We start from the raw sequence: 19,744 nt of genomic DNA, 5'->3' as shown, positions 1-19,744 counted from the left end.
GGTCGTCGCAGGCGCGTTGCCCCGCCTAAGTCTTGCTCGCCTCGATCGGTTGCGCGCCATTGGAAGGGATTGCTTTTCGTGGGGCCAGCGCACAAGGATGCGTGCCGATGCACGGGGGATGGCGATGACCGGAACGACGCGCGCCCAGCCTTTCGCCGCGTGTGGCCATGGCGGCCCCAGCAACGACCGCAGCCTGCCTGCCACCATCCGGCTCGGCCCTTCGGTTGCGATGTGTTTCCATGCGCCGAATGGCGGGGCCCGGCCGGGCAAACGCGCGGGCTCTGCCGGGCGGGGGGCACGCGCCCGGCATCGCGCCGGCGGGTGGCCGATCCGCGCGCTCCTCTGGCGGCAGGCCGGGCGCGGGCCTGCGGCCTGGTGGGCGCGGAGACCGCAACCGTCGCCGGCTTCGGTGCCCGTCCGGTGATGCCACGGCGTCACGATTGGCTTCGTGCCCGCGCGCGATCGGCCATGGCGCGGGTCGGCGCGCTCCTGCCGCTTGCCGCGGGTGTCCTCGCGGCGGCGCTTGCCGTCCTTGGCGCGCAGGCTGCGGCCTGCCCCGCGCCGTCGCCGACGCTGGTCTGGCATTCCTGCTGGGGCGAGGCGCGCTTCGCCCTGCACCTGCTGCCCGAGGATTTGCCGCTTCCCGACCCCGCGCCAGGCGAGGAACGCGTGACGGTCACCGGCGCCTACACCGCCCGCGAGAGCCGCGAGGGCGGGCGCCCCGATCCCGTCGGACTGTTCGTGCGGCGGGGCGAGCTGATCGGGCGGCATCTCGCGCGGATGGATGGCATCCTGATCATCGAGCCCGACGGGCGCACGGCGCGCCTCGCGCATCGCGGCGCCGTGCCGCTTGGCGGCGCGATGCACGACCTGACCGGCTTCGAGGCCCGCGCCCGCTTCCTGCGCGAGGCGGTGGCGTCGGGCGTGTCGTTGATGCAGAGCCACCTGCTGGTCGTCGATGGCCACAGTGATGTCGCCGAGGTCGAGAACGCACCCGCCTACATCCGGCGCCTGATCGTCGAGGACGCGGCCGGCATCGGCCTGTGGCAGAGCCGCTGGCCGCTCACGCTGCACGAGGCCGCGCGCGCCGTGGTGGCCGAACTCGCGCCGCGCATGGCGATGAATCTCGACATGGGCAGCTTCGACTACTGCCTGCGCGAGCCGCCGGGGGCGGCGCCCGCCTCCTGCGGGGTGGTCGCACCGGGAGGCGCCGAGATGTCCAAGCTCTCGAATCTTGTCTCCTTCGCCGTGGTACGGGCGCCCCTTTGATCGGCGCGCCGCGGGCGGCTATATCTGACCGGGAGGAAGGAGCGCATCCATGCTGAGGATCGTGATCGCCAGCGTCGTGCTGTTCGGGCTCCTGGTCGGGCTCTATGCCGCGCTCGACTGGTACATGCGCTGGGCGCGGCGCCGCGCGCTCGAGGAGGAATACGCCGAGAGCCGCGGCCAGCCGCTGACGCAGGAGGACTATGTCGACCGCGGCCTCGCGCAGTACGAGCGCTCGCTCGAGAAGCGCCTGCTGGTCGGCGTGATCTTCCTGCCGCTGATCGTGATCGCGCTCCTCGCCTTCTTCATCAACTGACGCCCCCGCATCCGGAGCCGCGCGATGACCTATGTCCGCTGGACGCTTGCCCTTCTGTTGATCGGTGCCTACGCGGCGGCGCTGCACTACAGCCTGCCATCGCGCGACATCGTGCGCGTGCTGGGGACCGAGGTCGTGCGCGTGGCCGAGGAGCGCACCGATCCGCAGGGCAAGGAGGTGCTGATCACGCGCGACCAGATGCGGATCAACACCATCACGCCCAGTGGCGGCGAGCGGGTCTACCGCAACGAGGACACCGACTGGTCCTTCCCCTGGTATCTCAAGTTCGACAGCGCCGACGTGGCAGCGCGCGCCGAGAACCTCAAGTCGACCGAGGACGCGCCGCGCTGGGTGATCGTCACCCATTACGGCTGGCGCGTGCCCTATTTCTCGTGGTTCCCGAACGCCATCGACCTCGAGCGCGCCGAGGGCCCGGATCAGGACCTCACGCCCTGGTTCAACATCGTGTTCGTGACGGTACTCACGCTTGCGCTGATCACGCTCTGGCGGCTCGCGCGGCTCGCGTTCCGGCGCAATGTCGACCCGGTGATCGACGAGATCGAGGAGCGCGGCAGCGCGATCGCGCGCGTCTGGCGCGGTCTCTGGCGCTGAGCGCTCAGCAGCTTGCCAGCTGCGCGCGGTATCGGTTCGCCTGCGACGCCACCTGGTCGGCTGCCCCGATCAGCCAGCCCTTCGAGCGCCAGTTGCCGCTGCGATAGCCGGTGTGGCCCTCGTGATAGGCGAGGTACTGGTTGAATGCGTCCTGCATCGCCAGCCCGTTGGTGTCGCGGGTCTTGGCCATGTACCAGCCGACGAAATCGGCCGAATCCTCGAAATCGTCGCGGTCGGCGCCGCCGTTGCCCGTCTCGCGGCGGTACCAGTCCCAGGTGCCGTCGATCGCCTGGCTGTATCCCTCGGCCGAGGAGATGCGGCCCCAGGGGATGAAGCCCAGCGCGTATTTCTTGGGGGTCTTGGCGTCGCCGCGGAAGCTCGATTCGCGCCACATGATCGCCATCTGCACCTCGACCGGCGCGCCCCAGCGCGCCGCCGAGGCCAGCGTGGCGTCGCGCCAGTCCGGACGCTCGTCGAAGATCGCGCAGATGTCGTCCTGGCTGCGCGGCGGACCCGAGGGCGTGGACGCACAGGACCCCAGCAGAAGCGCCGTGGCCAGGACACCCGCAAGACGGGCGGCGGAGAGGATGGGCTGCTCGGTTCTTGCCATTTGGCCGGCAGTTTAGCGCAGAATCCTCAGGCCGGGAATCCCCCGACGCGCTCAGAGCAGTAAGGCGAGCGCCGCCGGAATGACGCCGAGCGACAGGACCGTCGAGACGACGACCAGCCCCGCGACCGCGTCGGGGTCGCACTTGTAGCGCGCGGCCAGCATGTAGTTCGTTACCGCCACCGGCATCGCCAGCTGCAGCAGCAGCACGCCCGCCGCGACCTCGGGCAGTCCCACGACCCGGGCCGTCGCGAACGCCACGCCCGCGCAGACCGCGTATTTCGCGATCGACACCAGCGCCGCGCGCCCGATGTCGCCGACCCTGAGGCGCGCGATCGAGACGCCCAGCGTCAGCAGCATCAAGGGGATCGCGATCTGTCCCGCAAGCCCCAGCGCGCTCATCAGCCATTCCGGCAGGTCCCAGTCCATCACCGCGAACAGCCCGCCCAGGATCGAGGCGTAGACCAGAGGCTGCTTCAGCGCCTCGGACGGGCGGCCCACGCCCGCGACCATGTAGATGCCCACCGTGAAGGACAGGATCGCCATCACCGCGAACACCACCATCGCCAGCGCCAGCCCCTGCTCGCCATAGGCGAAGAGCGCGACGGGAAGCCCGACATTGCCCGTGTTACCGAAGATCACGGGCGCAAGGAACGTCCGCTGCGACAGCCCGCCCAGCCACAGGATCGGCGCGACGGCCAGGGTGATCGCGGCATAGGCGACAAGGCTTGCGACCGCGATGTCGCGGAAGGCGGCGGGGTCGATCTCGGCCCGCACCAGCGTCGCGAAGATCAGGCAGGGAACCGAGAAGGTGAGCGAGAGCCGCGTGACGAAGTCGAGATCGAACGGCGCCCGCATTCGTGCCCAAAAATAGCCCGCAAGCGCGAGCAGAAAGACGGGAGCGGTGATCGAGAAGATCTGAGCGAGCATGACGGTCCGGGCTGCGGCATTGCGGCGCTGCAATATCGACACAGCGGCCCGGTGGCGCTAGACCACCGGGATGCATGAATCAAGGGAAATGGAGCCGATGCTCCGCGCGGTGGCAAAGTTCAGGATCGGGCAGGTGGTGAAGCATCGCTTCTACCCCTTCCGAGGCGTCATCTTCGACGTCGATCCGGTCTTCGCCAACACCGAGGAATGGTGGCAGTCGATCCCCGAGGAAGTGCGGCCGCGCAAGGACCAGCCCTTCTACCATCTCTTCGCCGAGAACGAGACCAGCTACTACGTCGCCTATGTCTCGGAGCAGAACCTGCTGCCCGACGAGTCGGGCGAGCCGGTCGAGCACCCCGAGATCGCCGAGTATTTCGCCGCCCATGACGGCGCGAACTACGTGCTGGACCCCGAAAGCAGGCACTGATTGCGACGCCGTCGGGCGTGGGGCGCGAGGCCCCCGTCGCCCGTCAATAGCCGTGCGCGACGCCATCCTTGCGCGGGTCGGTGCCGCCGATCAGCAGGCCCCGCTCGTGGTCGATCCAGATCGCCTGGCTGCCGCCGATCGCCACCTCGCGCGGGCCGGTGCGGTGGCCCATGGCTTCCAGCGCCGTCCAGACCTCGCGGGCATAGCCGCGCTCGATGCCGACGACGCCGTCCTGGTGGAACAGCCGCGGCGCGTCCTGTGCCGCCTGCACGTCCATGCCGAAGTCGAGGATGTTCGAGACCAGACGCACATGCCCGTGCGGCTGATAGGCCCCGCCCATCACGCCGAAGGGCATGACCACGCGGCCGTCCCGCTTCAGCATCCCCGGAATGATCGTGTGCATGGGCCGCTTGCCGCCCGCGATCTCGTTCGGATGGCCCTTCGTCAGGACGAAGCCCGCCGCCCGGTTGTTGAAGTTGATGCCGAACTTCTCGGACGCGAGGCACGATCCGAAGTCGTGGTAGACCGAATAGATCAGCGACACCGCCATCCGGTCGCGGTCCACCACGGTAATGTAGATCGTGTCCTTGTGCGGGTGGCCGATCGGGTCGGTCGGCCAGGCCATCGCGCGGGTTCGGTCGATCCGCGCGGCGAACTCGGCGGCAAGACGCGGCGAGACGAAATCCTCGATCCGGTAGGTCATGTGGTCGGGGTCCGCGATCACCTCGTTGCGCGCGGCATAGGCGAGCTTCGCCGCCTCGATCTCGAGGTGCGCGCGGTCCGCGCCCAGCGGGTCGAGGGCCGCCACATCGAAATGCCCCAGGATCTGCGCCATCAGGATGGCGGTCGCGCCATGGCCGTTCGGCGGCAGCTCGATCAGCTCGGCGCCGCGATAGGTGCCCGCGACCGGATCGACATAAACCGCCTCGCAGGCCGCGAAGTCCTCCATCGTGTGCGCGGCCCCCAGCGCGTTCAGCGAGGACACCATGTCCTCGGCCACCTCGCCCTCGTAGAAGGCGCGCGATCCGTCCTTCGCGATCCGCCGCAGCACCTCGGCCTGGCCGGGATGGCGGAACAGGTCGCCCTCTCGCAGCGGCCGGTCGCCGTGCAGGTAGTGGCGGCGCATCGCGCCGCGCATCCGCGGCTCGCCGCGCGCCCAGTCGAAGGCGGCACGGGGGACCACCCTGAGCCCTTCCTCCGCATAGCGGATTGTCGGTGCCAGAAGCCGGTCGAGCCCCAGCCGCCCGTGGTCGGCCGCAAGCCTCTCGAAGCCGCGGATGGCGCCCGGCACGACGATGGAGTTGGCGTCGTTGACGTCCATCGCGCTCCAGCCCTTCGCCCGCAGCGCGTCGGCCGAGACGCCCTTGGGCGCGCGGCCCGAGGCGTTCATGCCGATCACCGTCTCGCTGCCCGCGGGCTTGACGAGGGCGAACATGTCGCCGCCGATGCCCGTCATGGCGGGCTCTCCCAGCCCCAGCAGCACGGCGCCGGCGATGGCTGCGTCGACCGCGTTGCCCCCGGCCTCGAGGATGTCGATCGCGACCTTCGCGGCCACCGGATGCGACGTCGCGCAGATCGCGTTCGAGACATAGAGGGGCGAGCGGCCGGGAAGCTGGAAGTCGCGCATCGGAAGGGCACCTGTCTGGGTTGGAGCGGTCAGTCGCCTTTACCGCCCCTGCTCGTTTCTTTCCAGTGGCCGTTCTGCATTTCCGCGCTGCGGCGGGCGCAGTGCCCGGCCGGCGCCCGGCGCGGGATGCGTGCCAAACGGCTTGCAATTGCCGCCGGCGGGGTGTCATCCTGCTACCATGGAGATCGAGCCGCCATACCAGTTCCTGCCCGTGCGGGACGCGGGCGTCATCACCTTCGACCGGGCCGAGCTTGCCGTGATCCTCAGGATCTATGGGAGGATGGTTGCGATCGGCGAATGGCGGGACTACGGCATCGACCACCTGCGCGAGCGCGCGGTATTCTCGATCTTCCGCCGCAGCGCCGAGCGGCCGCTCTACACCATCGAGAAACGCCCGCGCGACGCGGCCCGGCAGGGCGCCTATTCGGTCGTCGGGATGGACGGGCGCATCCTCAAGCGGGGACGCGATCTCGTGCAGGTCCTGCGCGTGCTCGAGCGCAAGCTGATCCGGGCGGTCGAACTGAGCTGACCCCGCAGCGGCAGCCTTCCGGCGGCGCCGGGGATGCGCGTTTTCTCTGCCCCGCAAATCAGAGGCTTGACGACGTATCGGCGTGTGAAGGCGGGTTTCAGCGCGTCCGCTTTTCCCGCCGGGCGGCGCGGGCCTTCTCGATCTTGTCGCGCGCGAGCCTGCGCTTGGGGGTGCCCTTGCCCCGGCCTCGCCCGTCGCCGCGCGGGCGGCGCATCGGCTCGCCCTCGACCGACAGGAGTTCGAGGATCAGCCCGCCGGTGATCGGGTCGGCCTCCCGCAGCCGCACCCGCACCCGTTGGCCCAACCCCAGCACCATGCCGCTGCGCTCGCCGGTCAGCGTCTGGCTCTCGGGGTCGTGGCGGAAATACTCGTCACCCAGCGTCGAGATCGGAATGAGCCCGTCCGCGCCGCTGTCTGCAAGCTTCGCGAACAGCCCGAAGCGCGCGACGCCCGAGATCACCGCGTCGAACTCGGCCCCCTGCCGGTCGGCAAGGAAAGCCGCGAGATAGCGGTCGTTGGTGTCGCGCTCGGCCTCCATCGAGGTGCGCTCGGTGGCCGAGATGTGCTCGGCTGTCTCGGACAGGGCCTCGACCTCGTCCGGCGTTTGCCCGCCCGGGCCCAGCTTCAGCCCCGCGATCAGCGCCCGGTGCACCACGAGGTCGGCATAGCGCCGGATCGGCGAGGTGAAATGCGCGTAGCGCCGCAGGTTCAGTCCGAAATGGACGAAGTTCTCGGGCGCATAATAGGCCTGCGTCTGGCTGCGCAGCACGCCCATGTTCACCATCTCGGCATGCGGCGTGCCGGCTGCGGCATGGAGCAGCCGGTTGAAATGCGCGGTCTTGAGCACCTGGCCCTTCGCCAGCGTCAGGCCCACCGCTTCGACCATCTCGCGCAGGGATTCAAGCTTCTCGGGGTTCGGCTCCTCGTGCACGCGGTAGAGCAGGGGGCGCCGCACCGACTCCAGCGTCTCGGCGGCGGCGACGTTGGCGAGGATCATGAACTCCTCGATCAGCCGGTGGGCATCGAATCGGTCGCGGAAGTCTACGCTCACCACATGGCCGTCTTCGTCCAGCACGATCCTCCGCTCGGGCAGGTCGAGATCGAGCGGCTGGCGCCGGTCGCGCGCCGCCGCCGCCGCGCGATAGGCGGCGAAGAGCGGCTTCACCACGTCGTGCAGCAGCGGCGCGGTCGCGGCGTCCAGCGCACCGTCCTCGGCCTGCTGCACCTGCGCATACGTCAGCGAGGCACGCGAGCGCATCATGGCGCGCGCGAAGCGGTGGGCGATCTTGTTGCCCTCGGCGTCCAGCACCATCCGCAGCGCGAGGCAGGGCCGGTCCACGTCCTCGTGCAGCGAGCACAGGTCCGCCGACAGGGCCTCGGGCAGCATCGGCGCCACGCGGTCGGGGAAATAGGTGGAATTGCCCCGCCTGCGCGCCTCGCGATCGAGCGCCGAGCCCGGCCGCACATACCAGGCGACATCGGCGATGGCGACCCAGACGACATGGCCACCCGGGTTTTTCGGGTCGTCATCGGGCATGGCGGCGACGGCGTCGTCATGATCGCGCGCGTCCGCGGGGTCGATGGTCACCAGCGGCAGGGCCCGCAGGTCCTCGCGCCCCGCCAGTGTCGGGGGCTCGATGCGTCCCACCTCGGCCAGGACCTCCTCGGGGAACTCGTAGCGGATGCCGTGCTGGTGCATCGCGATGAGCGAGATCGAGCGCGGCGCCATCGGGTCGCCCAGCCGGGCCGTCACCCGCCCGCGCGGCAGGCCGAAGCGGGGATGCCCCTCCTGCACCGCCTCGACCAGCTCGCCGTCCTGCGCCCCGTTGGCGGCGCCGGCGGGGATCAGCCACTCGGTATCGGCCTTCTTGTCCACCGGCACGATCCGCCCGCCCTCGGCCGCCGCGCGATAGATGCCGAGCAACCTGCGCGCCCCATGGGCGAGGCGCTTGATCAGCCTCGCCTCGTAGGCGGGGCCACCCTCCTCCGCAGGCTCGACGGGGTGGAGCTTGGCGAGGAAGAGGTCCCCCTCTCCCAGCGCGGGATCGCCCTTGCGCGGCACGTAGAGGATCGGCGGCGCCTCGCCCTCCCAGCCCTTGGGCGTCGCGAGGATGTCGCCCTCGGCGTCCGGCGCACCCGCGATCAGCACGGTGACGGGCGGCAGGTGGCCCTTGCGGGTGACGCGCCGGCGGCGGCGCTCCAACGCGCCTTCCTCCTGCATCTCGGCCAGCAGGCGCTTCAACTCGACCCGCGCCGCGCCCTTGATGCCGAAGGCGCGCGCGATGTCGCGCTTGGCGCCCGCGCCGGGGTTCTCGGCCAGCCAGTCGAGGATCTGCTGCTTCGAGGGCAGGGCGGGCGCGCGGTGGGTTTGGGTCTTTGCCATGCGCCACCGCATAGCATGGGCCGCGTGCGGGCGCGATAGCCCGGGCGGTCAGCCGCCGGGCGTGGCTGCCAGGTTCTCGCGCGCGAAGGCCTCGATCTCAAGCGTGGCCGAGACGTCGCGCGCGGGCGGGCCCAGTGCCGCCTCCACCCCCGAGGCGAGCCGTGTGCCAGGCCAGGCATGGCCGCCGCCCTCGATCACGATCTGTGTCACCGGCGCGGCGCAGCCCTCGTAGGTGCGCTGGCGCGCGCGCATCCCGTCGTCGGGTGCAAGGTCGGGGAGCTCGATCGTCCGCGCGGCACCACAGCGGTTGCGGTGCGCGATCAGGGCCGCCGTCTCGCCCGCCGACATCACGGGCCCGGCCAGGCGCACCGGCATGGGCAGCCCCTGCGGCCGGGCGACGGCGCCCCCGTCGAAGGGCAGCACCGGGTCGGCGGTCGCATGGATCATCAGCACTGGCACCGGTCGTGCGGCGTCGCAGGGCGCGCCTTCTGGCAGGCTCGCCATCACCGCGGCCACGCCCGCCACCAGATCCGGCCGCTCGCAGGCCAGTCGCAGCGCGAGCTGCCCGCCGTCCGAGAAGCCCGCGACGAACACCCGTGTCGGGTCGACCAGCCCCCCGCCCGCGAGGCGCCGCACCAGGGTCTCGAGCCGCGCGATCTCGTCCGTCCCGGGGTCCATCCAGCCGCGCCCGCTCGCGTCGGGCCATGCGATCGACCAGCCTTCGGCCCCGAGTCGGAAGGCCGAGAGATGGCGCAGGCGCGCGGCCGAGCCCTCTGGCCCGTGCAGCGCGATCAGAAGCGGCGCATTGGCACGGCCGCTCAGTTCCATGCTGACATCCGCCGTGCCGCGGCCGGGCACCTCCGGCTTCGTGCATCCCGCAGCGAGCGCGAGTGCGACCGCCGCGATCGTCGTGCGGATGGCGCCGGTCGGGCGGGCGGTGGCGGGTGCATTGGGGCGATCACGCCCCGCCCTGCCGACCCGCTCGCCTGCGCCCATCCGCTTGCCCTCCGGTCTCAGCCCTTCGCCTTTGCGCGCGCCGGCGTCTTCGCAGCCTTTGCCGCGCCCGCGCCCTTCGGCTTCGCGGACTTGGCGGGCGCCTTGCGGGCCGGCTTCTTCCCGGACTTCACACCCTTCGGCGCCTTCGCGGCGATCAGGGCGAGCGCCTCCTCCAGCGTCAGCGCCGCGGGGTCCGCGGTCTTGGGGATCGTGGCGTTGACGCCCTCCCACTTCACGTAGGGGCCGTAGCGCCCGCTCATCAGCGCGATCGTGCCGCCATCAGGGTGCGTGCCCAGCTCGCGCAGGGGCGCGGGGGTCGCGGACCGGCCGGGCGCCCGGCCCGCCTTTTCGGCCAGCAGCGTCACGGCGCGGTTCATGCCGATGGTCAGCACATCCTCGCCCGCCGGGATGTTCGCGAACACCCGCCCGTGCCGGACATAGGGCCCGAAGCGGCCGATCCCGGCCTCGACCGGCTCGCCATCGTCGGGATGCGGGCCGATCGGGCGTGGCAGCGACAGGAGGCTCAGCGCCTTCTCGAGCGTCATCTCGGCCGGCTGCATGCCCTTGGTCAGCGACGAGCGCTTGGGCTTGGGATTGTCCTCGCCCGCCTCGCCTAGCTGGACATAGGGGCCGAAGCGGCCGGTGCGCAGGCTGACCTCCAGCCCGGTCTCGGGGTCGGTGCCCAGCACGCGCTCGGACGCGGCATCGGCGCCATCGCCCGGCGCGCCGAAGGGGCGGGTGTAGCGGCACTCGGGGTAGTTCGAGCAGCCGATGAAGGCCGAATTGTTCCGGGTGCTGGTCTTGATCGAGAGCCGCCCCGCGCCGCAGACCGGGCAGAGCCGCGGGTCCGAGCCGTCGCCCTTGTCGGGGAAGATGTGCGGCCCAAGCGCCTCGTTGATCTTCTCGAGCACGTCCGTGATGCGAAGCTCGGCGGTGTCGGCGAGCGCGGCCGAGAAATCGCGCCAGAACTTGGCCAGCACCTCCTTCCACTCGATGCGCCCGCCCGAGATGTCGTCGAGTTCCTCCTCGAGCCCGGCGGTGAAGTCGTATTCGACGTAGCGCGGGAAGTAGTTGACCAGGAAGGCCGTCACCAGCCGGCCCTTGTCCTCGGCGACCAGGCGGCCCTTGTCCTTGCTGACGTATTCGCGGTCCTCGATCGTGGTGATGATCGAGGCGTAGGTCGAGGGCCGGCCGATGCCCAGCTCCTCCATCCGCTTGACCAGGGTCGCCTCGGTGTAGCGCGGCGGCGGCTGGGTGAAGCTCTGCACCGCGAGGATCGCGCCGTCGGCGTCCATGACCGCCGCGTCGTGGCGGCGCAGGCCGTCGCTGACGCGGATGGCGGCGGGCTCGACGCCCTCGGGCGCCGCCTTGTCGAAGACGCGGGTCAGAGCGCCCTTCGCGCGGCCCAGCCGGTCGCCTTCCGCGATCTGCGGCAGGCGGCGATCCTCGTCGTCGGTCGCGGGCTCGTCGCGGCCCTCCTCGTAGACCGCGAGGAAGCCGTCGAAGACCACGACCTGCCCGGTCGCCCGCAGGCCCGCGCGACCCTTGGCGTCCGCGATCTCGACGGTGGTGCGCTCGAATCGCGCGGCCTCCATCTGGCTTGCCAGCGCGCGCTGCCAGACCAGCTCGTAGAGCCGCGCCTGGTCTCCCGCGAGGTGCAGGTCGGCGGCAGTGCGGTCCATCGCGGTTGGCCGGATGCACTCGTGCGCCTCTTGGGCGTTCTTGGCCTTTGTCTTGTAGAAGCGGGGCTTTTCAGGCACGTAGCGCGCGCCATAGCGGGCGGCGATGGCCGCGCGGGCGGCCTGCACGGCTTCGGGCGCCATGTCCACGCCGTCCGTCCGCATATAGGTGATGTGGCCGGCCTCGTAGAGCGCCTGCGCCGTGCGCATCGCCTGCTGCGCGCCGAGCCCGAGCTTGCGCGACGCCTCCTGTTGCAGGGTCGAGGTCATGAAGGGGGGCGCGGGGTTGCGCGCGGCGGGCTTCGCCTCGACCGAGGCCACCGCCAGGTCGGCCGCCATCACCGCCCGCAGTGCCGCCTCGGCCGAGGCCGCGTCAGCGAGGTCGTAACGATCGAGTCGGCGGCCGTCGAGGGTGACGAGGCGCGCCTCGAAGTTCTCGCCCGAGGGCGTCGTCAGCACGGCCCGCACGTTCCAGTATTCGCGGGGGCGGAAGGCCTCGATCTCCATCTCGCGCTCGACGATGAGCCGCAGCGCCACCGACTGCACCCGCCCCGCCGAGCGCGCGCCCGGCAGCTTGCGCCACAGCACGGGGCTGAGGTTGAAGCCGACCAGGTAGTCGAGCGCGCGGCGCGCCAGATAGGCGTCGACCAGCTCCATGTCGATGTCGCGCGGGTTCTGCATCGCCTCGGTCACGGCCGCCTTGGTGATGGCGTTGAAGGTCACGCGGTTGACCGACTTCCCCTTCTTCAGCGAGGACGCCAGCGCCTCGCGCAGATGCCACGAGATCGCCTCGCCCTCGCGGTCGGGGTCGGTTGCGAGGATCAGGGTGTCGTCGTCCCTGAGCGCCTCGGCAATGGCGCGGATGTGCCGCTTGCTGTCGCTGGCGACCTCCCATTTCATCTCGAAGCCCTTGTCGGGATCGACCGATCCGTCCTTCGCGGGCAGGTCGCGAACATGGCCGTAGGAGGCGAGGACAGTGAAGTCTTTCCCCAGGTACTTGTTGATTGTCTTGGCTTTTGCAGGGGATTCGACGACGACGACGGCCATGCGCTCTCCTTCACCGCCGGGGTGGCGGCGTGCGCGGGAACATGGGTCAGGGCCGAAGGCGTGTCAACAGACGGCATGTCCCGTCGCGGGGTGCGCGCGCACGAGTGCGCGCGCGGCGGGCGGTGCAATCGCGCCGAACTCACCAACGGCGGGAAGGCTGTGCGCGCGGGTCGCATGGGGACCCGAAGCTGCGCGCCGGGTGCGCCGCCGCACGTGCCCGCCTGCCGCGGGCGGGTGCGGCGCGGACGCGGCCACGTGTGCGGCCGGCGGCGCCCCGGCGGGGTCAGGCCCGCGCCACCATCCCCCCCGGCAGGAGCTCGATGCGCCCCGCGAGATCGAGCTCGAGCAGGGCGAGCGAGAGTTCGGCGGGCGAGGCGCCCGTCGCGCGGGTGATCTCGTCGAGCTCGACCGGCGCGGGGCCCAGCAGGCCGAGGATGTGCTCGGCCAGCAGGCCGTCGTCCTCGCCGCCTTCCTCCTCGTCGAAATCCGCGAGCGCGTCGAACTCGTCGCGGCTGAGGCCATCGGCAAAGCTCTCGGCGTCGAAGCCCGCGCCGTCGAACAGGAACTCGGCCCCTTCTTCCGACAGTTGCAGCCCGCGCGGCGCGGTCAGCGCGTCGAGCACGTCCTCGGCCGTGCGGATCAGCGCCGCGCCCTCGCGGATCAGCTGGTTGCAGCCGCCCGAGCGCGGGTCCTCGGGCGCGCCAGGGCAGGCCATCACCTCGCGCCCCTGGTCCAGTGCGAAACGCGCCGTGATCAGGCTGCCCGAGCGGATCGCCGCCTCGATCAGTACCACGCCCTGCGCGAGGCCCGAGATCAAGCGGTTGCGCCGCGGGAAGTGGCGGCTCGTGGGCTCGGTCCCGACGGGGCATTCGGCCACCAGCGCGCCGCCGGCCTCGACCATGCGGCGGGCGAGGTCCGTGTGCTCCTCGGGGTAGACGCGGTCGATCCCGCCCGCCAGCACGCCGACCGTGCCGGTCGGCAGCGCCGCCTCGTGGGCGGCTGCATCGATGCCGCGGGCAAGGCCCGAGACCACGACGCGCCCCGCGACGCCCAGCTCGCGCGCAAGCCAGCGCGCCGTGCGCAGGCCCAGCGCCGAGGCGTTGCGCGCGCCGACCACGGCGACCGAGGGCCGGCGGAACAGCTCGACTCCGCCTCGCATCCACAGCACCGGCGGCGGACTCTCGATCGCGGCGAGGGCATCGGGATAATCGGCGTCCCCCAGCATCACCATGCGCGCGCCGCAGGCCAGCCCCGCCTCGATCTCGGCCTCGGCGATGTCGGTGCAGCAGGCGAGATACTCGGTCCCCCGCCCGCCGCGGCGCGCGAGATCGGGCAGGTGCTCGAGCGCGCGCCGCGCGGTGCCGTAGCGGCCCAGCAGGTGCAGGAAGGTGCGGGGGCCGACATTCTCGCTGCGGGTGAGACGCAGGCGGGCGAGCCGCTCCTCGTCGCTGTCGGCGGGGATGACCTGCCGGGCGATGCCGCCGACGGCGAGGGACAGTTGGACATGATTCATTACGCGCACTCCTCGATCGCGAGGAGCAAAGCAGCGCTGTGGTTAAACGCCGGTTAACCGAACCGCGGCTCAGGGCCGCTTCGTGCCGATCCGCGGTTCCTCGCCCGCGATCAGGCGGCGGATGTTTGCGTGGTGGCGCATCCAGACCAACGCGGCCAGCCCCGCGACGGTCAGAACCGCCTCGATCCGTCCCAGCGTCCAGAACCACAGCGGCGCAAGCCCCGCTGCCGCGAGCGCCCCGACTGAGGAGATTCGCGACATCCGCGCCGCCGCAAGCCATGTCGCGCAGACCAGCAGCCCCGCCGGCAGGCTCAGCCCCAGCACGACGCCGATGAAGGTCGCGACCCCCTTGCCGCCCCGGAACCTCAGCCAGACCGGGAAGCAATGCCCAAGCATCGCGCCCGCCCCCGCCGCCTGCGCGGCGAGATCGCCCCAGCCGAGGAACACGACCACCGGCACGGTTCCCTTCATCGCGTCGAGCACCAGCGTCAGCGCCGCGGCGACCTTGTTGCCGGTGCGCAGCACGTTGGTGGCGCCGATATTGCCCGAGCCGATCTTGCGCAGGTCGCCGAGGCGGAACAGCCGCGCCACGATCACCCCGAACGGGACCGAGCCCGCCAGATACCCGCAGGCCAGCGCCAGTGCGAGCCAGGGCAGCGCCCGGTCGGGGGCCATCACCTCATGCAGCATCGGCTCCTCCGAACACGCGCGCGCCCGCGACCCAGGTGCCGATGACGCGGCCCTCCATCCGCTGGCGGTCGAAGGGAGTGTTCTTCGACTTCGAGCGCAGGGTCTCGCGGTCCAGCAGGAAGGGCGCGTTCGGGTCAAACAGCACGAGATCGGCGGGCGCGCCCCGGGCGAGGCGCCCCGACGGCAGGCCCAGGATCTCGGACGGCCGCAGCGAGGCTGCGCGGAACAGCTGCGCCATCGTCATCGCGCCGCCATGCACCAGCCGCAGGCAGGCCGGCAGGAAGGTCTCGAGCCCTACCGCGCCGGGCGCGGCTTCCTCGAAGGGCAGGCGCTTGGCTTCCTCGTCCCAGGGCTGGTGCGAGGACACGATCACGTCGATCAGCCCGGCCGCCACGGCCTCGACCGCCGCCTGCCGATCGTTCTCGGCCCGCAAGGGTGGGTCGAACTTGAAGAAGCTGCGGTAGTCGGCGATGTCGAACTCGTTGAGCGTGAGGTGATGGATCGAGACGCCCGCGGTCGCGCGTACGCCCAGGTCCTTCGCCCGCGCGAGCGCGTCGAGCGCGGTGGCCGTGGTCACGATGTCCGCGTGGTAGCGCGCCCCCGTGTTCTGCGCGAGCATGAGGTCGCGGGCGAGCGCGACGCGCTCCGCCACCGGCCCGACCGAGGGCAAGCCGAGGCGCGAGGCGAATTCGCCGCTCGTGGCGCAGGTGCCGCGTGCCAGCGTCGGCTCCTGCGGGTGGTGCACGATCAGCGCGCCGGTCGAGGTGGCATAGAGCATCACAGCGCGCATGACCTTGGCGCTCTCGATCGCGTTGTCGGCGTCCGTCAGCGCGATGGCGCCGGCGTCGAGCAGGAATCGCTGCTCGGTCATATCGACGCCCCTGAGGCCCTTCGTCAGCGCCCCCATGGCATGGACGCGCACGGGCGCCGCCTCGCGCGCACGTGCCAGCGCGAACTGCACCAGTGCGGGGTCGTCGAGCGGCGGGTTCGTGTCAGGCTGGGCCACGAAGGTGGTGACACCCCCGGCCGCGGCGGCCGCGCCCGCGCTGCGATAGCTCTCGCGGTGGCGCGCGCCGGGCTCGCCCACGAAGACGCGCATGTCGACGATGCCCGGGGCCAGTACCTTGCCCTCGCAATCGACCACCTCGCCCTCGCCCGGCAGGGGCGCGTGGCCGAACGCGACATCGGCGATCACACCATCCACCACCCGCAGCGCGCCGGGGCCGTCCTGGCCGGTGGCGGGGTCGATCAGGCGGGCATTGACGAAGGTCAGGCTCATGCCGCGCGCTCCGCCCTCAGGTTGCGCGCCAGCAGGTCCATTGCCGCCATGCGCACCGCAACCCCCATCTCGACCTGCTCGCGGATCACGGATCGCGCGCTGTCGGCCACACCCGCCTCGATCTCGACGCCGCGGTTCATCGGCCCCGGATGCATCACGATGGCGTCGGGTTTCGCGAGCGCCAGCTTTTCCTCGGTTAGGCCATAGCGGTGGAAATACTCGCGCGTCGAGGGCACGGCCTGCCCCTCCAGCCGCTCGGTCTGGATGCGCAGCATCATCACCACGTCGCAGTCCCTGAGCCCCTCCTCCATCTCGGTGAACACCTCGACGCCGAAGCGGTCGATGCCGGCTGGCAGAAGGGTGGGGGGCGCGATAACCCGCACCCGGTTCTCCATCTTGCCAAGGCACAGCATGTTCGAGCGCGCGACGCGGGAGTTCGCGATGTCACCGCAGATCGCGATGGTCAGCTTCTGGATGCGCCCCTTGTGGCGGCGGATGGTCAGCGCATCCAGCAGCGCCTGCGTGGGATGCTCGTGCCGCCCGTCGCCGGCGTTCAGCACCGCGCAGTTGACCTTCTCCGAGAGCAGCGCCACCGCCCCGGAATGGTGATGCCGCACCACCAGAAGGTCGGGCCGCATGGCGTTGAGGGTGGCCGCGGTGTCGAGCAGCGTCTCGCCCTTGCGCACTGAACTGGTGCCGACATTCATGTTCATGACGTCCGCGCCCAGCCGCTTGCCCGCGATCTCGAAGCTCGCCTGCGTGCGGGTCGAGTTCTCGAAGAACAGGTTGATCTGGGTGAGCCCGCGCAGCGCGTCGGCGTGCTTCTCGGGGCTCTGGTTGAGCCGCGCATAGTCCTCGGCCAGGTCGAGCACCGCGCGGATGTCGAAGGGCGAGAGGTCGTGGATGCCCAGGAGGTGGCGATGGGGAAAGGCGCTCATCCGGGCTCCTCGTCGCAGGCGTCGGCGTCTTATGACCGATGGTCCGGGGCCACGCAAGACGGGCCTTTGCGCGGAACGGCCAGGATGGATAGGCTCGGCGCCGCCGCCCGCGCACCTCGCGGGAATCGACCGGAAGGCCCCAGATGAGCACGCCCAACCTGCCCGCCCCCGTCTGCCTGTTCGACCAGTCCTTCGCGCCCAACCCGCGCCGGGTCAACATCTTCCTCGCCGAGAAGGGCATCAAGATCGAACGCCACTCGCTCAACCTCATCGAGGGCGAGCACAAGGCGCCCGACTACCTCGCCAAGGCCGGTATCCCGCAGGTGCCCGCGCTCGAACTCGAGGACGGGACCGTGCTGACCGAAAGCCAGGCGATCTGCCGCTATCTCGAGGCGCTGCATCCGGAGCCCAACATGATGGGCCGCGAACCGCTCGAGCTCGCGGTCATCGACATGTGGCAGCGCCGGGTCGAGTTCGGCCTGTTCGCTGCCGTGACCGCCACGTTCCGCCACACCAACCCGCACATGGCCGCGCTCGAGGACCAGTGCCCCGACTGGGGCGAGGTCAACCGCAAGCGCATCGCGGGCCATCTCGCCCGGCTCGACGCGCGCCTCGCCGGCAGCCCGTATCTCGCGGCCGACCGCTTCACCGTGGCCGACATCACCGCGATCGTCGCCATCGACTTCCTCAAGGTGATCCGCGAGCCGGTCCCCGACGATCTGCCAAGCCTCGCCGCATGGATCGGGCGCGTTCGCGCCCGCCCCTCCTGCGCCCTGCCGGGGAAGGCCGCATGACGAACCCGCTGCTTGCCTGCTGGACGGCGCCCTTCGGCCTGCCACCCTTCGACGCCATCCGGCCAGAGCATTTCGCCCCGGCCTTCGAGGCCGCGATGGCCGAGCACCTCGCCGAGATCGAGGCCATCGCCACCGACCCCGCCGCGCCGGACTTCAGCAACACCGTCGAGGCGATGGAGCGGGCGGGGCGTGCGCTCGGCCGCGTCGGCGCGGTGTTCTGGAATCTCTGCGGCTCGCACACCAACCCTGCGCTTCAGACCATCGAGCGCGAGATGGCGCCGAAGCTGGCCGAGCACCGCTCGCGCCTGATGCTTGATGCGCGCCTCTTCGCGCGGATCGAGGCGGTGGGCGCCGAGGGCCTCGACCCCGAGCAGGCGCGCGTGCTCGACCTCTACCGCAAGATGTTCGTCCGCGCGGGCGCGCGGCTCGAGGGCGAGGCGCGCGAGCGGATGCGCGCGATCCTGTCGCGCCTCGCGACGCTCGGGACCGAGTTTTCGCAGAACGTGCTCAAGGACGAGGCCGACTGGTCGATGATCCTTGGGGCCGATGACCTCGGCGGCCTTCCCCCCTTCCTCGTGCAGGCCGCGCGGGCCGAGGCCGAGGCCCGCGGCGCCGAGGGCTGGGCGATCACCCTCTCGCGCTCGTCCATCGAGCCGTTCCTGACCTTCTCGACCCGGCGCGAGCTGCGGGAGCGGGCCTGGCGGGCCTGGGTCGCGCGCGGCACCGCGTCGAACTGGCCGGTGGTGGCCGAAATGGTGCGCCTGCGCGTCGAGCGGGCAAAGCTGCTGGGCTTCCCCGATTTCGCGTCGTTCAAGCTCGCGGACGAGATGGCCAAGGGGCCCGACGCCGTGCGGGACCTGCTGATGCGGGTCTGGGCGCCCGCGCGCACCAAGGCCGTGGCCGAGGCCGCGGCGCTCGCCCGCCTCGCCGCCGAGGAAGGCGCGCCGCCCGAGATCGCGCCCTGGGACTGGCGCCACTACGCCGAGAAGCTGCGCAAGCGCCTGCACGACCTCGACGAGGCGGAAACCAAGCCGTATCTCGCGCTCGATTCCGTGATCGCCGCCGCCTTCGACGTGGCGGGGAGGCTGTTCGGCCTGAGCTTCCGCCCGGTCGAGGGGCTGACCCTGCATCACCCCGACGCCCGGGCGTGGGAGGTCACGCGCGCCGATGGCAGCCACCTCGGCCTCTTCATCGGCGACTATTTCGCCCGCCCCTCGAAACGCTCGGGCGCTTGGATGAGCGGGCTCCGCACCCAGCAGGGGCTGTGGGAGCCGGGACGGCCGGTCATTCTCAATACCTGCAACTTCGCGAAATCAGACCCGGCGCTGCTGACCTGGGACGACGCGCGCACCCTGTTCCACGAATTCGGCCACGCGCTGCATGGATTGATGTCGGACGTGCGCTACCCCTTCATTTCGGGCACCGCGGTCGCGCGCGACTTCGTGGAACTGCCGAGCCAGTTGTTCGAGCACTGGCTGAGCGTGCCCGCGATCCTCTCCACCCACGCCCGCCATGTCGAGACCGGCGCGCCCATGCCCGCCGACCTGATTGCCCGGATCAAGGGGGCCGAGACCTTCAACCAGGGCTTCGCGACGGTCGAATACCTCGCATCCGCGCTGGTGGATCTCGAGATGCACACGCTGACCGATGCGGACAACTTCGACCCCGAAAGCTTCGAGGCCGGGGTGCTGGACCGGATCGGCATGCCGTCCGGGGTAGTGATGCGCCACGCGACGCCCCACTTCCAGCACGTCTTCGCGGGCGACGGCTATTCGGCGGGCTACTACAGCTACATGTGGTCCGAGGTGATGGACGCCGACGCCTTCCGCGCCTTCGAGGAGACGGGCGATCCGTTCGACCGCGACACCGCCGGGCGGCTCGCGCGCCACGTGCTGTCGGCGGGTGGGCGGACACCGCCCGAGGAGGCTTACGTCGCCTTCCGGGGCGCTCTGCCGGGTCCGGAGGCGCTGATGGAGGGGCGGGGGTTGGTGGAGGGGGTGGGGTGAGCGCATTCCGATTGGCGATGTCCGTTCAGCCGGACAAACGCGACACGCGGCAAGCCGTCTAGGTGACGGGTCCCGCCTCAGCCCTGGCGCTCCCGACGGAAACGA

General features: G+C 71.1%; 17 protein-coding genes. 7 read left to right on the top strand and 10 right to left on the bottom strand.

Translation table 11 applies throughout. From position 1 onward, the window contains the following. The first annotated feature begins 468 nt into the window (after positions 1 to 468). From M1105_RS08255 to M1105_RS08245, 3 genes are read left to right on the top strand one after another with little or no spacing between them, the layout of a single operon-like run. On the top strand, positions 469 to 1,269 hold the full coding sequence (locus M1105_RS08255) for a hypothetical protein (protein WP_249579868.1): 801 nt from the start codon (positions 469 to 471) through the stop codon (positions 1,267 to 1,269). A gap of 49 nt (positions 1,270 to 1,318) precedes the next feature. Continuing rightward, positions 1,319 to 1,582: a hypothetical protein gene (locus M1105_RS08250; protein WP_249579867.1), complete on the top strand. Its 264-nt coding sequence runs from the start codon at positions 1,319 to 1,321 to the stop codon at positions 1,580 to 1,582. A gap of 24 nt (positions 1,583 to 1,606) precedes the next feature. Further along, positions 1,607 to 2,194, top strand: coding sequence for a DUF1523 family protein (locus tag M1105_RS08245; protein ID WP_249579866.1), 588 nt, complete (start codon positions 1,607 to 1,609; stop codon positions 2,192 to 2,194). 4 nt (positions 2,195 to 2,198) lie between these two features. On the opposite strand, the gene M1105_RS08240 is transcribed toward M1105_RS08245, so the two are convergent. Further along, the gene (locus M1105_RS08240; protein WP_249579865.1) at positions 2,199 to 2,804 is read right to left on the bottom strand and encodes a transglycosylase SLT domain-containing protein; all 606 of its coding nucleotides are present in this window, start codon (positions 2,802 to 2,804) and stop codon (positions 2,199 to 2,201) included. A gap of 51 nt (positions 2,805 to 2,855) precedes the next feature. Continuing rightward, complete coding sequence (locus M1105_RS08235; protein ID WP_249579864.1) at positions 2,856 to 3,731, bottom strand: AEC family transporter; 876 nt, start codon at positions 3,729 to 3,731, stop codon at positions 2,856 to 2,858. Between the two features lie 97 nt (positions 3,732 to 3,828). On the opposite strand from M1105_RS08235, the gene hspQ reads away from it, so the two are divergent. Beyond that, entirely contained in the window at positions 3,829 to 4,158 is a 330-nt protein-coding gene (hspQ, locus tag M1105_RS08230) for a heat shock protein HspQ (RefSeq protein WP_249579863.1), read from the top strand. A 43-nt stretch (positions 4,159 to 4,201) separates the two neighbouring features. Here the strand turns inward: hspQ and M1105_RS08225 are convergent, their stop codons facing one another. Beyond that, positions 4,202 to 5,785, bottom strand: a complete 1,584-nt coding sequence (locus M1105_RS08225; RefSeq protein WP_249579862.1) for a gamma-glutamyltransferase family protein — start codon at positions 5,783 to 5,785, stop codon at positions 4,202 to 4,204. Between the two features lie 178 nt (positions 5,786 to 5,963). On the opposite strand from M1105_RS08225, the gene M1105_RS08220 reads away from it, so the two are divergent. After that, entirely contained in the window at positions 5,964 to 6,314 is a 351-nt protein-coding gene (locus tag M1105_RS08220; RefSeq protein WP_249579861.1) for a DUF2794 domain-containing protein, read from the top strand. A 97-nt stretch (positions 6,315 to 6,411) separates the two neighbouring features. Here the strand turns inward: M1105_RS08220 and rnr are convergent, their stop codons facing one another. The 7 genes from rnr to M1105_RS08185 all read right to left on the bottom strand — a co-directional run bounded on the left by rnr (position 6,412) and on the right by M1105_RS08185 (position 16,839). Then, entirely contained in the window at positions 6,412 to 8,697 is a 2,286-nt protein-coding gene (rnr, locus tag M1105_RS08215) for a ribonuclease R (protein ID WP_249579860.1), read from the bottom strand. Between the two features lie 48 nt (positions 8,698 to 8,745). Beyond that, entirely contained in the window at positions 8,746 to 9,693 is a 948-nt protein-coding gene (locus M1105_RS08210; protein WP_249579859.1) for an alpha/beta hydrolase family esterase, read from the bottom strand. Positions 9,694 to 9,710: 17 nt separating this feature from the next. Then, positions 9,711 to 12,419: a type I DNA topoisomerase gene (gene topA, locus M1105_RS08205; protein WP_249579858.1), complete on the bottom strand. Its 2,709-nt coding sequence runs from the start codon at positions 12,417 to 12,419 to the stop codon at positions 9,711 to 9,713. A gap of 283 nt (positions 12,420 to 12,702) precedes the next feature. Next, positions 12,703 to 13,932, bottom strand: coding sequence for a DNA-processing protein DprA (gene dprA / locus M1105_RS08200; protein ID WP_249579857.1), 1,230 nt, complete (start codon positions 13,930 to 13,932; stop codon positions 12,703 to 12,705). A gap of 69 nt (positions 13,933 to 14,001) precedes the next feature. Next, positions 14,002 to 14,622, bottom strand: coding sequence for a glycerol-3-phosphate 1-O-acyltransferase PlsY (gene plsY, locus M1105_RS08195; RefSeq protein ID WP_406600609.1), 621 nt, complete (start codon positions 14,620 to 14,622; stop codon positions 14,002 to 14,004). Beyond that, the gene (gene pyrC / locus M1105_RS08190) at positions 14,612 to 15,901 is read right to left on the bottom strand and encodes a dihydroorotase (protein ID WP_249579856.1); all 1,290 of its coding nucleotides are present in this window, start codon (positions 15,899 to 15,901) and stop codon (positions 14,612 to 14,614) included. The genes plsY and pyrC overlap by 11 nt, the downstream gene beginning before the upstream one ends. Continuing rightward, complete coding sequence (locus M1105_RS08185) at positions 15,898 to 16,839, bottom strand: aspartate carbamoyltransferase catalytic subunit (protein ID WP_249579855.1); 942 nt, start codon at positions 16,837 to 16,839, stop codon at positions 15,898 to 15,900. The genes pyrC and M1105_RS08185 overlap by 4 nt, the downstream gene beginning before the upstream one ends. A 143-nt stretch (positions 16,840 to 16,982) precedes the next feature. Between M1105_RS08185 and M1105_RS08180 the strand changes: the two genes are divergently transcribed. Then, positions 16,983 to 17,633, top strand: coding sequence for a glutathione S-transferase family protein (locus tag M1105_RS08180; protein ID WP_249579854.1), 651 nt, complete (start codon positions 16,983 to 16,985; stop codon positions 17,631 to 17,633). After that, a complete protein-coding gene (locus M1105_RS08175) occupies positions 17,630 to 19,639 on the top strand; it encodes a M3 family metallopeptidase (protein WP_249579853.1) in 2,010 nt (669 codons plus the stop codon). The genes M1105_RS08180 and M1105_RS08175 overlap by 4 nt, the downstream gene beginning before the upstream one ends. Positions 19,640 to 19,744 lie beyond the last annotated feature (105 nt).

The sequence above is a fragment of the Thermohalobaculum sediminis genome (assembly GCF_023487995.1).
GTDB lineage: Bacteria > Pseudomonadota > Alphaproteobacteria > Rhodobacterales > Rhodobacteraceae > Thermohalobaculum > Thermohalobaculum sediminis.
The sequence above is the reverse complement of the archived record's forward strand: the minus strand, read 5'-3'. Positions and strand labels throughout refer to the sequence as shown.

Excerpts from the sequence above, each read along its gene's own strand:
- M1105_RS08235 (WP_249579864.1), bottom strand. The coding sequence starts at position 3,731 with ATGCTCGCTCAGATCTTCTCGATCACCGCTCCCGTCTTTCTGCTCGCG.
- M1105_RS08180 (WP_249579854.1), top strand. The coding sequence starts at position 16,983 with ATGAGCACGCCCAACCTGCCCGCCCCCGTCTGCCTGTTCGACCAGTCC.
- M1105_RS08210 (WP_249579859.1), bottom strand. The coding sequence starts at position 9,693 with ATGGGCGCAGGCGAGCGGGTCGGCAGGGCGGGGCGTGATCGCCCCAAT.
- rnr (WP_249579860.1), bottom strand. The coding sequence starts at position 8,697 with ATGGCAAAGACCCAAACCCACCGCGCGCCCGCCCTGCCCTCGAAGCAG.
- hspQ (WP_249579863.1), top strand. The coding sequence starts at position 3,829 with ATGCTCCGCGCGGTGGCAAAGTTCAGGATCGGGCAGGTGGTGAAGCAT.
- M1105_RS08245 (WP_249579866.1), top strand. The coding sequence starts at position 1,607 with ATGACCTATGTCCGCTGGACGCTTGCCCTTCTGTTGATCGGTGCCTAC.
- M1105_RS08185 (WP_249579855.1), bottom strand. The coding sequence starts at position 16,839 with ATGAGCGCCTTTCCCCATCGCCACCTCCTGGGCATCCACGACCTCTCG.
- topA (WP_249579858.1), bottom strand. The coding sequence starts at position 12,419 with ATGGCCGTCGTCGTCGTCGAATCCCCTGCAAAAGCCAAGACAATCAAC.
- pyrC (WP_249579856.1), bottom strand. The coding sequence starts at position 15,901 with ATGAGCCTGACCTTCGTCAATGCCCGCCTGATCGACCCCGCCACCGGC.
- M1105_RS08240 (WP_249579865.1), bottom strand. The coding sequence starts at position 2,804 with ATGGCAAGAACCGAGCAGCCCATCCTCTCCGCCGCCCGTCTTGCGGGT.
- plsY (WP_406600609.1), bottom strand. The coding sequence starts at position 14,622 with ATGCTGCATGAGGTGATGGCCCCCGACCGGGCGCTGCCCTGGCTCGCA.
- M1105_RS08220 (WP_249579861.1), top strand. The coding sequence starts at position 5,964 with ATGGAGATCGAGCCGCCATACCAGTTCCTGCCCGTGCGGGACGCGGGC.
- M1105_RS08250 (WP_249579867.1), top strand. The coding sequence starts at position 1,319 with ATGCTGAGGATCGTGATCGCCAGCGTCGTGCTGTTCGGGCTCCTGGTC.
- M1105_RS08225 (WP_249579862.1), bottom strand. The coding sequence starts at position 5,785 with ATGCGCGACTTCCAGCTTCCCGGCCGCTCGCCCCTCTATGTCTCGAAC.
- M1105_RS08255 (WP_249579868.1), top strand. The coding sequence starts at position 469 with ATGGCGCGGGTCGGCGCGCTCCTGCCGCTTGCCGCGGGTGTCCTCGCG.
- M1105_RS08175 (WP_249579853.1), top strand. The coding sequence starts at position 17,630 with ATGACGAACCCGCTGCTTGCCTGCTGGACGGCGCCCTTCGGCCTGCCA.
- dprA (WP_249579857.1), bottom strand. The coding sequence starts at position 13,932 with ATGAATCATGTCCAACTGTCCCTCGCCGTCGGCGGCATCGCCCGGCAG.